General features: G+C 72.9%; 12 protein-coding genes. 6 read left to right on the top strand and 6 right to left on the bottom strand.

Features of this window, described 5'->3' with window-relative positions; translation table 11 throughout:
• The first annotated feature begins 16 nt into the window (after positions 1-16).
• Both ACIRHA_RS22805 and ACIRHA_RS22800 read left to right on the top strand, forming a co-directional pair.
• Complete coding sequence (locus tag ACIRHA_RS22805; RefSeq protein WP_403848622.1) at positions 17-1,099, top strand: Zn-dependent alcohol dehydrogenase; 1,083 nt, start codon at positions 17-19, stop codon at positions 1,097-1,099.
• A gap of 116 nt (positions 1,100-1,215) precedes the next feature.
• Entirely contained in the window at positions 1,216-1,698 is a 483-nt protein-coding gene (locus tag ACIRHA_RS22800; RefSeq protein ID WP_403848619.1) for a VOC family protein, read from the top strand.
• 222 nt (positions 1,699-1,920) lie between these two features.
• Here ACIRHA_RS22800 and ACIRHA_RS22795 read toward each other — a convergent pair whose 3' ends face one another.
• From ACIRHA_RS22795 to ACIRHA_RS22785, 3 genes are all read right to left on the bottom strand, one after another.
• The gene (locus ACIRHA_RS22795) at positions 1,921-2,901 is read right to left on the bottom strand and encodes an urea transporter (RefSeq protein WP_403848617.1); all 981 of its coding nucleotides are present in this window, start codon (positions 2,899-2,901) and stop codon (positions 1,921-1,923) included.
• A 106-nt stretch (positions 2,902-3,007) separates the two neighbouring features.
• On the bottom strand, positions 3,008-3,724 hold the full coding sequence (locus ACIRHA_RS22790; RefSeq protein WP_403848614.1) for an ArsR/SmtB family transcription factor: 717 nt from the start codon (positions 3,722-3,724) through the stop codon (positions 3,008-3,010).
• A 43-nt stretch (positions 3,725-3,767) separates the two neighbouring features.
• A complete protein-coding gene (locus ACIRHA_RS22785; RefSeq protein ID WP_403848611.1) occupies positions 3,768-4,448 on the bottom strand; it encodes a TetR/AcrR family transcriptional regulator in 681 nt (226 codons plus the stop codon).
• 78 nt (positions 4,449-4,526) lie between these two features.
• Between ACIRHA_RS22785 and ACIRHA_RS22780 the strand changes: the two genes are divergently transcribed.
• Positions 4,527-5,678, top strand: a complete 1,152-nt coding sequence (locus tag ACIRHA_RS22780) for an acyl-CoA dehydrogenase family protein (protein WP_403848608.1) — start codon at positions 4,527-4,529, stop codon at positions 5,676-5,678.
• Between the two features lie 81 nt (positions 5,679-5,759).
• A complete protein-coding gene (locus ACIRHA_RS22775; RefSeq protein ID WP_403848605.1) occupies positions 5,760-6,053 on the top strand; it encodes a YiaA/YiaB family inner membrane protein in 294 nt (97 codons plus the stop codon).
• An 18-nt stretch (positions 6,054-6,071) separates the two neighbouring features.
• Here the strand turns inward: ACIRHA_RS22775 and ACIRHA_RS22770 are convergent, their stop codons facing one another.
• The 3 genes from ACIRHA_RS22770 to ACIRHA_RS22760 form a co-directional block, all read right to left on the bottom strand.
• Positions 6,072-7,709 carry an amidohydrolase gene (locus ACIRHA_RS22770; protein WP_403848602.1) on the bottom strand — a complete coding sequence of 546 codons (1,638 nt, stop codon included), beginning with the start codon at positions 7,707-7,709 and terminating at the stop codon, positions 6,072-6,074.
• Between the two features lie 89 nt (positions 7,710-7,798).
• On the bottom strand, positions 7,799-9,151 hold the full coding sequence (locus ACIRHA_RS22765; protein ID WP_403848599.1) for a M20 family metallopeptidase: 1,353 nt from the start codon (positions 9,149-9,151) through the stop codon (positions 7,799-7,801).
• A complete protein-coding gene (locus ACIRHA_RS22760) occupies positions 9,148-10,536 on the bottom strand; it encodes an MFS transporter (RefSeq protein ID WP_403848597.1) in 1,389 nt (462 codons plus the stop codon). Before ACIRHA_RS22760 ends, ACIRHA_RS22765 begins: the two co-directional genes overlap by 4 nt.
• Positions 10,537-10,781: 245 nt before the next feature.
• Between ACIRHA_RS22760 and ACIRHA_RS22755 the strand changes: the two genes are divergently transcribed.
• Both ACIRHA_RS22755 and ACIRHA_RS22750 read left to right on the top strand, forming a co-directional pair.
• The gene (locus ACIRHA_RS22755; protein WP_403848594.1) at positions 10,782-11,582 is read left to right on the top strand and encodes a FadR/GntR family transcriptional regulator; all 801 of its coding nucleotides are present in this window, start codon (positions 10,782-10,784) and stop codon (positions 11,580-11,582) included.
• A 169-nt stretch (positions 11,583-11,751) separates the two neighbouring features.
• Positions 11,752-13,125, top strand: coding sequence for a pyridoxal phosphate-dependent decarboxylase family protein (locus ACIRHA_RS22750; RefSeq protein ID WP_403848591.1), 1,374 nt, complete (start codon positions 11,752-11,754; stop codon positions 13,123-13,125).
• The last annotated feature ends 59 nt before the right edge of the window (positions 13,126-13,184 follow it).

Here is a 13,184-nt window from a genome sequence, read left to right as displayed (position 1 = left end):
GGGAGTTGTGCTCATCATGGTCCGCGCCGCTGTACTGCCCGCCGTCGGCTCCCCGCTGGAGATCGCCGACATCGACCTGCCCGAACCGGGGCCCGGCCAGGTCCGGGTGCGGCTCGCCGCCGCCGGGGTCTGCCACTCCGACCTGTCCCTGACCAACGGCACGATGCGGGTCCCGGTCCCCGCGGTCCTCGGCCACGAGGGCGCGGGCACCGTCGTGTCCGTCGGCGACGGCGTCACGCACGTGGCCGCGGGCGACGGCGTCGTCCTCAACTGGGCGCCCTCCTGTGGCAGCTGCCACGCCTGCGCGCTGGGCGAGGTCTGGCTGTGCGCCAACGCCCTCGCGGGTGCGGCGAACATCCACGCGAAGCGCGCGTCCGACGGCAGTGACCTGCACCCCGGCCTGAACGTCGCCGCGTTCGCCGAGGAGACGGTCGTCGCCGCGAACTGCGTCCTGCCGGTGCCGGACGGCGTCCCGCTCATCGACGCGGCCCTGCTCGGCTGCGCGGTGCTCACCGGGTACGGCGCCGTGCACCACTCCGCGCGCGTACGGGAGGGGGAGACCGTCGCGGTGTACGGCGTCGGCGGTGTCGGCCTCGCCACGCTCCAGGCCGCGCGCATCGCGGGCGCCTCGAAGGTCATCGCGGTGGACGTCTCCCCGGAGAAGGAGGCGCTGGCACGCGCGGCGGGCGCGACGGACTACGTGGTCGCGTCGGAGAACACGGCCCGCGAGATCCGCGGTCTCACGGACAAGCAGGGCGTCGATGTGGCGGTGGAGTGCGTCGGCCGCGCCGTCACGATCCGTACGGCCTGGGAGTCCACCCGGCGCGGCGGCCGCACCACCGTCGTCGGTATCGGAGGCAAGGACCAGCAGGTCACCTTCAACGCCCTGGAGATCTTCCACTGGGGCCGCACGCTGTCCGGCTGCGTCTACGGCAACTGCGACCCGGCGGTCGACCTCCCGGTGCTCGCCGAGCACATCCGTGCGGGCCGCCTGGACCTGAGCACGCTGGTGACCGAGCGGATCGCCCTGGAGGGAATCCCGGCGGCGTTCGACAACATGGTGGCGGGCAAGGGCGGCCGGGCGCTCGTCGTGTTCTAGCGATGCTTTTGGTGATGCCCCGCCGATGAGTTCCCGGCGGGCGGCCGGTCTGTATGAGGAGCACCCTGATACAGGCCGGCCCGACCGGCACCGGAACGGGAACCAGGAGGCACGCCATGCCCGCCAACGCCCAGAAGATCCGTCCCTGCTTGTGGTTCGACGGCAAGGCCGAGGAGGCCGTCGACTTCTACCTGTCGCTCTTCCCCGGTTCCGACTCCGAGATCCTGGCGGTCCAGCGCTGGGGCAAGGACGGTCCCGGCGAGCCCGGCTCGGTCCTCACCATGGAGTTCCGGCTCGCGGGCACCGAGTACCAGGTGCTGAACGGCGGCCCCCAGTTCACGTTCAACGAGGCGGTCTCGTTCTCCGTCGACTGCGCCGACCAGGCCGAGGTCGACCAGCTGTGGGAGCGCCTCACGGCGGACGGCGGCGAGCCGGGCCCGTGCGGCTGGTGCAAGGACAAGTACGGCCTGTCCTGGCAGATCGTCCCCCGCCGCCTCCCCGAACTCCTCGCCGACCCCGACAAGGACCGGGCCGACCGGGTCCTGGCCGCGATGATGAAAATGGGCAAGATCGACGTTGCAGCCCTCGAATCGGCCTGACCTCCCATTTGAAGCCCGCCATTCAAGCCCCTGCCGGCGAGCAATTCAAGCCCCTCCGGCGATTGAGGAGCGGGGTATGGGGCAGAGCCCCAGTCTTTTGAGCCCCTGCGGCGATAGAGCAGGCGGCTCCGTGGCCCAGGCCGCGGGGCTCCGCCCCGGACCCCGCTGCTCAATCGCCGCAGGGGCTTAATTTGGCTCAGCCGCCGCAGGTGGTTGATCGGGTCAGCCGGTCAGTCGGGGGAAGGATCGCGCGGCGACGAGGAAGACCAGCGTGGTCAAGGCGAACGGCCACGTGAACATGTGGCCACCCACCGGCGCCGCAAGCGCCCCGAACGCCGGCGCACACACCGTGGCCGCCACCGCCCCGGCAACCGCATACGCCATCGTCCGAGGCGCGGCCTTCAGGAACACGCCACACAGCGCGAGCGAAACAAGCACCGCGTTGTACGCGGACGTCCCGTCGGCCAGCTGCGCGGCAGGCTCACCGAGGGCCCACGCCGTCGCCATGCCCGCGACGTTCCCGAGGCAGGCCACCCCCGCGACCCGCGGCCCCGCCACCAGCAGCCCCGCGAGCACCAGCGCCCCCGCGTACCACTGCGGCATCAGGAAGATCTGGCCGAATCCGGCGAAGAACCCCCGCACGGCGTCGTCGAGTTGGAGCCCGGTCCTGGCCCCGGACACCGCCTGCGGAAACGCGGCGATCCCGCCCCCGCCCGTCCACACCCGTGCGAACCCGGGCGCGGCCAGCGTGATGACGCTCGCCACGAGGCAGAACGGCAGCGTCAGGGCGGGCAGCCCCCACGCCCCGAGGGCCCGGCCCGCGGCGGCGGTGGCCACGGTCGCCGCGGCGCAGCCGAGCAGGGCCACGAGTACCGAGGACAGCTGGTCGGGGTTGAGGAAGACGGCGCAACTCACGCCCACGAGGCAGGCGTTGAAGCCCTCCATGCCGAGGGTGAGCCGCTCCTTCTCCACGCCGAGCAGCGCCGCGACCAGCGTGCCGACGGCCGCGCCCCCGACCCCGTACAGCCCGTACTCCCACCCGGAGGCGAACAGCGCGGCGGCGAACAGTGTGCCCGTGAGGGCGCGCGGCAGGAACGTGACCTGGCCGATCCCGCGCAGCACACGCAGCGCGAATTGTCTGCAACCGGTTGCCCAACTCTGCCCGATTTCCTGGTGAATCGCGGCATCCACCGTCTGCGTCATGCGCCGCTCCCGTGTTACGAAGATGTTTCCCGGCCCGGCGAATGTACGTTACAGCTACTTCCGGGGAGGTCTCTGGCCGGGGGCGGGAACGCGCCACGGCGCCCGCTCAGCGCGGCGCCGCAACGCCCAGCTCGGCCCGCAGTGCCCGCTCCCCGGCCCCGGTCACCCGCACCGCCCGCTCGGAGCCGATCCGCTCGACCCAGCCGGCCGCGAAGGCGTGGGCGCACAGCGCGGCGCCCGCCCGCCCCGCGAGGTGGAGGCGGCGCTCCGTCCAGTCGAGGCAGCCGCGCACCAGTGGCCGCCGCGGGCCGGGCTCCAGCGGCACCCCGAGTGCCCGGAACCAGCCGTGCCCCGCGTCGGTGAGCGCGAAGGCCGAGGAGTCGGCATCGGGCCGCAGCAGTCCCCGCTCGACCATCGCGTCGGTGACCGTGATCCCGAGCCGGCCCGCGAGGTGGTCGTAGCAGGTCCGGCCGCGGGCCATCGCGGTCCGCGCCGACGCGGCCCGCAGCGTGGCAGGCCGCTCCCCGCCGTCCGGCACCGCGTACCCGGCGAGCCCCTCCAGGAGCTGCGCGACCTGCGCGTCGGCGAGCCGCAGATACCGGTGGCGGCCCTGCCGCTCCTCGGCGAGCAGCCCGCCCGCGACGAGCTTGCCGAGGTGCTCGCTCGCGGTCGACGCCGCGACGCCCGCGTGCCGCGCCAGCTCGCCCGCCGTCCATGCCCGGCCGTCGAGCAGCGCGAGCAGACAGGCGGCCCGTGTCTCGTCGGCGATCAGCGAGGCGAGGGCGGCGAGGCGCGGAGCGCCGGGTTCGGTCGAGGCGGCCATGGGTCAAGGATGACCCCGGCACGGTTCGGCGGCCGCCGAACCGTCAGCGGTCGCCGCCCTCGGCCGTGACCGCGCCCACCTGCTCGTGCCGCACGGCCTCGTACTGAAGGGCGAGCCCGTCGAGCAGGGCGGTGAGTCCCGTCTCGAAGGCCCGGTCGTCGACGGCCTCCTGCCGCTCCGCGAGCAGATGCGCCTGGCCGAGGTGCGGATAGTCGGCGGGGTCGTACGCCGCCTCGTCGTCGGGGAAGCCGCCCGCGAACGAGCCGAGCGCGGATCCCGTCACGAAGTACCGCATGAGCGCGCCGATGGACGTGGCCTGCGGCGGCGGCCACCCGGCGTCGACCATCGAGCCGAACACCGCGTCGGCGAGCCGCAGGCCGGCCGGACGGTGGCCGGGTCCGCGCGCGAGCACCGGGACGATGTTCGGGTGGGCGCGCAGCGCCGCCCGGTAGGAGACGGCCCAGTCGTGCAGCGCGGTGCGCCAGTCCCGGTCGTCGTCCGCGTCGAACATCGACAGGTCGACCTGTGCGCTCACCGAGTCGGCGACCGCCTCCAGGATCTGGTCCTTCGTGCGGAAGTGGTTGTAGAGGGAGGGTCCGCTCACCCCGAGCTCGGCGGCGAGCCGGCGCGTCGAGACGGCGGCGAGGCCCTCGGTGTCGACGAGGGCGCGGGCCGCGTCGACGATGCGATCTCTGCTCAGGAGGGGCTTGCGCGGTCGGGCCATGCGGCACATAGTAGGGCTGCACGCTAAAACTAGCAGTGCTAATTAACTGAGTGACGAGTCGACCGATCGGGAGTGGCCATGAACCTGGAGCTGAGCGAGGAACAGACGGCGGTGCGCCGGCTCGCCAAGGACTTCGTGGACCGCGAGATCGCGCCGAACGTGGTGGCGTGGGACCGGGCGGAGGAGGTCGACCGGGGCATCGTCAAGAAGCTCGGCGACCTGGGCTTCCTGGGGCTGACCATCGACGAGGAGTACGGCGGCTCGGGCGGCGACCACCTCGCGTACACGCTGGTCACGGAGGAGCTGGGGCGTGGCGACTCGTCGGTGCGCGGCATCGTCTCCGTCTCCCTCGGCCTGGTCACCAAGCCGATCCAGCAGTGGGCGAGCGAGGAGCAGAAGCGGCACTGGATCCCGAGGCTGACGGCCGGCGAGGCGCTCGGCTGCTTCGGCCTCACCGAGCCGGGCCACGGCTCGAACCCGGCGGACCTCCAGACCCGCGCGGTCCGCGACGGCGACGAGTACGTGATCAACGGCACGAAGATCTTCATCACGAACGGCACCTGGGCCGACGTCGTCCTCCTCTTCGCGCGCACCAACGACACCCCGGGCCACAAGGGCATCTCCGCCTTCCTGGTCCCCACCGACACCCCCGGCCTGACCCGCAACACCATCCACGGCAAGCTCGGCCTGCGCGGCCAGACCACCGCCGAGCTGGTCCTGGAGGACGTCCGCGTACCGGCCTCCGCGCTGATGGGCCCGGAGGGCAAGGGCTTCTCGATCGCCATGTCCGCGCTCGCCAAGGGCCGGATGTCGGTGGCCGCGGGATGCGTGGGCATAGCCCAGGCCGCCCTGGATGCGGCCGTCGGATACGCGGGCGAGCGCGAGCAGTTCGGCAAGTCCATCGCCTCGTACCAGCTGGTGCAGGAGCTGATCTCCGACATCTCCGTCGACGTGGACGCGGCCCGCCTGCTGACCTGGCGCGTCGCCGATCTCATCGACCGCGGCGAGGACTTCGCGACGGCGGCGTCCAAGGCGAAGCTGTTCGCGTCCGAGGCCGCGGTCCGCGCGGCGAACAACGCGCTCCAGGTCTTCGGCGGCTACGGCTACATCGACGAGTACCCCGTCGGCAAGCTGCTGCGCGACGCCCGCGTCATGACCCTCTACGAGGGCACGAGCCAGATCCAGAAGCTGATCATCGGCCGGGCGCTGACGGGCGTCTCTGCGTTCTGATCACCAACTGGCGCTTCTGAGTACGTACTTGAGTACGCGGGCGGATGGGGTCGCGGCCCCATCCGCCCGATGCTGTTCGGCATGAGCAGTGACACACCGGTCAAGCAGCAGAACACGGTGGCCTTCTACGGCCAGGCGGTCGCTTCGTTCGCGGTCGCGCTCCTCGCGGTCGGCATCGGTATCTACAGCCTCGACGTGAGCGGCTGGATCCGCGCCTTCCTGGGCATCTCCGTCCTCTACCTCACGACCTCGGCGTTCACGCTGGCCAAGGTGATCCGCGACCGCCAGGAAGCGGGCCAGATCTACAGCCGCGTCGACCAGGCCCGCCTGGAGAAGATCCTGGCGGACCACGACCCGTTCAAGCCGGTGGCTTAAGAGCGGGCGGCGAGGTGGTCAGCGGGAGTGCACCACCTCGCCGCCGACCACCGTCAGGTCGATCGACGCGTCGCGCAGCGCCTGCGGGGGCAGCGCGAAGAGATCGTCGGAGACCACGGCGAGGTCGGCGTACTTGCCCACGGTGACCGAACCCCGGTCGCCCTCAAGGAAGTTGGCGTACGCGCTGCCCATCGTGTACGCCTCCACCGCCTCCGGCAGCGTGATCGTCTGCTCGGGGATCCAGGGGCGGCCACCGTCCCGGTCGCGGCGGGTCACGGCCGTGTAGAGGTGGGCGAGCGGGTCCATCTCGGCGACGTTCCAGTCGCTGGAGAAGGCGAGTGTCGCGCCGGCGTCGCGCAGCGAGCGGAAGGCCCAGGCGTGCGCCCAGCGTCCTTCGCCGACGCCTTCCGCCCAGTCCTTTCCGGGGCCCGCCACGTCCGGCGCGCCGTGCCGCGGTTGCATGCACGCCACCACGCCGAGCCGCGCGAACCGGTCCACGTCGCCGGGGTGCAGGCACTCGACGTGCACCAGCTGGTGGCGGGCGTCGCGCGGGCCGTTGGCGCGGCGGGCTGACTCGTGCGCGTCCAGGGCGACCCGGATGCCGCGGTCGCCCGTGGCGTGCGTGAACGTCTGGAAGCCGCGCCGGTCCAACTCGGTGAGCACCGCGGCGAACTCGTCGGGGTCGTAGAACGTCCGGCCCGAGTTTCCCGGCTCGTTGGCGTACGGCTCCAGGAGCGCGGCGGTGTGCGGCTCCACCACGTCGTCGATGTACAGCTTCAGGGGGCCGACCCGGAACCTGTCGTCGTCGAAGTCCTTGGCAGCGGCGGCGAACGCGTCGAGATCCGCCGCGCTCGTCCCGCGGCCGTGGAACAGGGCGGCGATGAGCCGTGAGCGCAACCGGCCCTCGGCGCGGGCCCGCTGGAACAGCGGCAGGTCGTCCAGCGAGTTCTGCGGTTCCACGACCGTGGTCAGGCCGTTCTCCGCCGCCATGTCCAGTGAGCGGCACAGCCGCCGGTAGCGCCGCTCGTCGCCCGCCCACGGCAGGAACTCCGCGAGCGCCCGCTGCCCGTCGCGGGCCAGGCCGAGCACGGCGAACCCCGTGAGGAAGCCGGTCGGCTCCCCGGTGTCCTGATCCTTCTCCACGACACCGAACGGGAGCCGGTCGGTGTCCCGCGTGATGCCGAGCCGGCGCATCGCCGCGGTGTTCAGCCACACGCTGTGCACGTCGTACGTGAAGACGAACGCGGGCCGGTCCCCGGTGACCGGGTCCAGGTCGGCGGCGGTGGGCATCCGTCCGCCGGGGATCGCCCCGTAGTCGAAGGCCTCCGCCTCGATCCACTCGGCGTCCGGGTGGGCCGCGGCCCAGGCGGCGATCCGCCGGTGCACCTCGGCCAGGCTGTCCGCGCCCGCCAATTGGGCACTGTCCTCGTCGGACCCCAGGCGTACGTGATTGTGGGCGTCGATGAACCCGGGAAGCAGCAACCGCCCCCGCAGGTCGACCACTTCGGTGCGCGCCGCGGCGAGCGCGGTGACCTCGGCGTCGGTGCCCACGGCCGTGATGCGTCCCCCGGTCACGGCGACCGCCTCGGCCCGCGGCAGCGAGGGGTCGACGGTGTGCACGGTGCCGCCCGTGAGGATCAGATCGGGGGTGGGCATGGAGGTTCTCCCTTACGTGGGTGGGGTGTTGGGGCGACCGGCGGCCGCGGCGAGCGGAGGCGGTGGTCAGGAGAGACGCGTGGGGCCGGTCATGCGGGCCCCGGTGCCGACAACAGTTTCGGCACGTCCAGCGCCCCGCCCGCCTCCTCGAACTCCCGGTCCACCGCTGCCCGCAGGGCCGGGTCGGTCAGGTAGTCCGCGGCCGTGCGGGCCAGCGCCGAGGCCCCGTCCAGTACCGCGCGGTCGGCCTCCGCGCCCTTGGCGCGGGCCGCGAAGTCGGCGGTGTGCAGGGCCGTTTCGGCGGAGGCGATGGACAGCATCGGGTGGATGGACGGGATGCGTACGCTGATGTTGCCCAGGTCGGTGGAGCCGCGGGCCGAGTCCGGTGCGGCGCTGCCGGGGACCACGGTGCGGCCCCGGTCCGTCAGGTGCTGGGCGAAACGGGCCGCGAGGGTGTCGTTGTGCCGGACGGGGACGCAGGGCGGGCAGTCGTCCCAGCGGGCGGTGAGGGTGGTGCCGGTCATCGCCGCGGCGCCCTCGAAGATCCGCTGGGCCCGCTCGGAGAGCTCCGCCAGCGACTCCACGGTGGCCGCGCGCAGATAGAAGTGCGCCGCCGCGCGCTCCGGCACCACGTTGGGCCGCGCGCCGCCGTCGGTGATCACTCCGTGGACCCGGTCGTCCGGCAGGATGTGCTGGCGCAGCGCGGCGACCCCCTGGTAGGCGGCGACCACCGCGTCCAGGGCGTTGCGGCCCATGAACGGCGCGGCGGAGGCGTGTGCGGCGAGTCCCGTGTACTCGACCACCACCTCACGAAGACCGAGGAAGGGCGCGTCCAAGAGGTCGGGCCCCGACGAAGGGTGGATCATCACGGCGGCGTCGACGCCTTCGAACGCCCCGGCGCGGGCCAGGAGTTCCTTGCCGGTGCCGTTCTCCTCCGCCGGCGTGCCGAGCAGCACCGCGGTGCCACCGGTCCGCTCCAGGACGGGGACCAGGGCGAGGAAGGCGCCGACGGCCGCGGCGCAGATGATGTGGTGACCGCAGCCGTGGCCGATGCCGGGCAGCGCGTCGTACTCCGCGAGCACCGCCACGGTCGGCCCGCCGCCCGGACCGGCCGACGCGCGCAGCGCCGTGGGCAGTCCGTGCGTCCCGGTCGCCACCGCGATGCCGTGGGCCCGCAGCAGTTCGGCGACGCGGGTGACCGCGCGATGCTCCTCGAAGCCCGGCTCGGGGTCCGCGTGCAGGGCGCGGCCGAGGCCGAGCAACTCCGCGCCGAGGTCCTCGACTTCGGTGTCGATCCGGGCGTGCACCTCGGGACCCGCCCCCTCATACGGGGACGACCACGCCGGCGCCGTGGCCGCGGCGGCTGCCGCCCGCCGGGCAAGGCGCTCCAGGTGGGCGCGGCCCGCGGCACTGGCGGCGGGGTGTGTGGCGGCGTCGGTCACCGGGTCTCCTGGGGTGTGGTGGTGGCGGTGGTGGCTGAGGCGAACGGGGCGGAATCCGAGGAGGTGAGGCGCCGGTGGAGGACCACACAGCCGATGCTGACCAGCGCCATCACGAGGAAGAGCACCGCCACGGGGGTCCACGAGGCACCCGAGGACCCGGCCAGCCACTGCGCGAACGGCGGCACCGCGCCACCGCCCACGAGGCCGGCGATCTGGTACCCGAGCGAGAGCCCCGTGTAGCGCACGCGCGGCGGGAACCACTCGGTGATCATCGTGCCGACGGTGGCGTACGCGATGGTGCTCGCGAGCATGCCGAGCCCCATGCCGGCCCACAGGCCCACGACGCTCCCCGACCCGGCCAGCCAGAACATCGGGAACGCCACGACCAGATGGGCCGCCATCCCGGCCAGCGTGACGCGCCGGACCCCGTACCGGTCGCCGAGCAGCGCGGTCAGCGGGGTGAAGACGATCACCACGACCGAGGCGAACATGCCGGCGGCCGAGGTCTGGGCATCGGAGAAGCCCAGGTGGGACACGGCGTAGGCGGACATGAACGTGACGATCACGTAGAAGCCGCCGACGGTGACGAGGAACGCGCCGGTGGCGAGCAGCCAGGTGCGCCAGGACGACTTGGCGACGTCAAGGATCGGGAGCTTGGCGGCGACCCCGTCCGTCTCCCGTTCCTCGCGCAGCGCCTCCTTGATCTCGGGCGACTCCTCCAGGCGGCTGCGGATGATCAGGCCGGTGAGCACGAGCACGCTGGACAGCAGGAACGGAATCCGCCAGGTCCACGCGAGCAGCGCCTCGTGGCCGGGCAGCGAGGCGAGCGTGAACACGCCGGTGGCGAGGAAGAAGCCGATACCGTCGCCGATCTGCGGGAACGACCCGTACAGCGCCCTGCGATGCGGCGGCGCGTTCTCCACCGCGTAGAGGACCGCCCCGCCCCATTCCCCGCCGACCGCGAGCGACTGCAGGACGCGGATGACCAGCAGCAGCGCGGGGGCGAGGGCGCCGGCCACCGCATAACTGGGCAGGACGCCGATCAGGAACGTGGACACACCCATGAGGAGCAGCGAGCCGATCAGCGCGTGCTTGCGGCCGTAGCGGTCGCCGATGTGACCGAAGATGATCGCGCCGAGCGGCCGGCCCAGGGAGCCCACGGCGAGGGTGGCGAAGGAGCTGAGCAGGCCGAGCGCGGGGCTCATCTCGGGGAAGAACAGCTTGGGGAAGACCAGGGCGGCGGCGGTGCTGTAGATGCCGAAGTCGTACCACTCCACACTGGTGCCGATCAGCGTGGCGGTGGCGATGCTCAGCGGGCTGCGCCGGGTTTCGGCCGCGGGTGGGGCGGCCGCGTCCGTGGCCGGTTGGGCTGGGGGTGTCGTCATGGACCGGGGCTCCTTCTGAGGGCAGGACGGCGGGCCCGCGGGGGGAGCGCGGGGGCGGGGACGGCCGACCGGAGAACAAGGGCCAAGGAGTATGGATTCGATTGGACCCATAAAGTGGTACCGGGACGCTACGAGCGGCGGAGAAGCCCTGTCAATAGGGTCTGCGCCGAATCCAATAAGGTTCCGGGGCGGGCGAGTTCGCGTCCGGAGGCCATCCGATGGCGACGAGACGACCGGGAGGGCGCGTGGTGAAGGCGGGAGCCGGGAGCGGGGCGGACGGTACAGCGGCGGCGCGGCACCCCGATCCGCTGGAGCGGCCGGGGCAGCGCAGGCCCTCGCGCGACATGGTCACCGAGATCCTGCGCAAGCGCATCGCCCTGGGCGGCTTCGCGCCGGGCAGCAGGCTGCCCGCCGAGCGCGAGCTCGCCGCGTCGCTGGGCGTCGGGCGCAACACCATCCGCCAGGCGGTGCGCAGGCTCGCGGAGGAGGGCCTCGTCGTCACCACGCTCGGCCGCTCCGGCGGCACGCGGGTGCGGCCCGCTCCCGCCATGGAGGGCGAACGGGCCGCCGTGGCCGCCGACTTCAGGGCCACCATCCGCGACTACATGGAGTACCGGTCGGCGGTCGAACCGTTCGCCGCCGGGCTCGCCGCGCGGCGCGGCTCGACGGCCGACCGGCGGGCCCTGGTCCGGATGCTCGACGAGGAGGTCGCCGACCTCGCGGCCTATCACCAGGTCGACTCGCGCTTCCATCTGGCGGTCGCCGCCGCGGCTGGCAACGAGGTGCTCGGAGAGGCGGTGGAGCGGGCCCGCGCCGAGATGTTCGTGCGGGGCAACGCGCTCTGGCTGGACTGCGACTGGTCCCTGGTCTACCCGCCCGACCGGGACCTCTCCCGGGTGTTCAGCGAGGAGCACCGGGCCATCGCGCTCGCCGTCCTCGCGGGCGACGCGGAGGCCGCGGAGGCCCGGATGCGTGAGCACCTGGAGGACTCCGGCCGGCAGTTCCTCGCGCTGCTCGACCACTTCGAGGCGACGGCAGGGGACTGACCGGGCGCCGGAGGAAGTGAAAGGGCCCGACCGGCCCCGCGTGGCGAACTCGTTGACCAGCGACGCCGGTTGTGGTTAGCCTCCGAAATGGGTCCGGTCGAATCCAAATAGCGAACCGTGCCCGCCGGGGTTACCCCCTGGCGCCCCCGCACCTGGAGGTACGGCCACCTTGCACCGCCACGACGAAGCCCTCGCCCGCACGGTCCTCGACCACGTCGAGCACCGGCTGCGCCTCGACCCGGCTCCGCTGGGCAGGCTCGGGGACGCCGCCGAACTGGACGTCGCCCTCAAGGACGCTCTGAACAGCGGTCCGTCCACGCCCGACGACGTGCTGCGCCTGTTCGCCGAGCACATAGAACCCACCGTCGTCTCCTGCGACAGCCCCGGCTTCCTCTCGTTCATCCCCGGCGCCCCCACCAAGGCCGCCGCCCTCTTCGACATGGTGCTCTCGGCCTCCTCGATGCACGGCGTCTCCTGGCTGGAGGCGTCCGGCGCCGTCGCCGCCGAGAACCAGGTGCTGCGGCTGCTCGCCGATCTCGCGGGCATGCCGGGCGGGGCGGGCGGCTGCTTCGTCAGCGGCGGGTCCGCGGCCAACCTGTCCGGGCTCCTGGTGGCGAGGGACACGGCCCGTACCGCCGAAGGGCGCCCCGTGGACCGGCCGCGCGTCGCCGTCAGCGACCAGGCCCACTCCTCGATCGGCAGCACATTGCGGATCATGGGCGTCGGGGCCCTCGTGGTGCCCACGGACGACCACCGGCTGACCGGCGACGCGGTGCGCGCCGCGCTCGCGGCCGACGACGACCCCGGGAGCGTGGTCGCGGTCGTCGCCACCGCCGGCACCACCAACGCCGGGATCGTGGACGACCTCGCGGGCATCGCGGAGGCGGCCCGCGCGCACGGTCTGTGGTTCCACGTCGACGCGGCCTACGGCGGCGGGGCGCTGTTCTCGCCGCGGCTGCGCGAGCGGTTCACCGGCATCGAGCACGCCGACTCCCTCGTCATCGACCCGCACAAGTGGCTGTTCACGCCGTTCGACTGCGGCGCCATCCTGTACCGGAATCCGGCCCTGGCCCGCGCCGTCCACACCCAGGACGCCTCCTACCTGGACTGCATCCACACCGACGCCCCGCAGGAATGGAACCCGAGCGACTACGCGTACCACCTCACCCGTCGCCCCCGCGGCCTTCCCCTCTGGTTCTCCCTGGCCGTGCACGGGACGGAGGCCTACCGGGAAGCCGTCGAGTCGGGGCAGCGCCTCGCCGAGGAGACCGCCGAGCTGATCCGGGCGACCGAGGGCCTTGAACTGCTGCGCGACCCCGAGCTGTCGGTGGTGCTGCTGCGCCGCACGGGCTGGGGCCCCCAGGAGTACGACAGCTGGTCGCGGCGGCTCCTGGAGCGGCAGCTCGCCTTCGTGGTGCCGACGGTGTGGGAGGGCGAGACCGTGGCCCGCTTCGCCTTCCTGCACCCGGACCTCACCCTGGAGACGGTGCGTACGATCCTGGCCACGATGACCGAGGAGCAGCCTGCCGGGGCCGGTTCCTAAGCGCCCGCTCACCCCGGAGGGTAGGGTGTGGCACCAGCCCCACGGGAGGATGTGCAGCG

This window comes from Streptomyces sp. NPDC102360 (genome assembly GCF_044766085.1).
Classification (GTDB): domain Bacteria; phylum Actinomycetota; class Actinomycetes; order Streptomycetales; family Streptomycetaceae; genus Streptomyces.
Note: the sequence above shows the minus strand (reverse complement) of the source record. Positions and strands in the feature narration are given on the sequence as shown.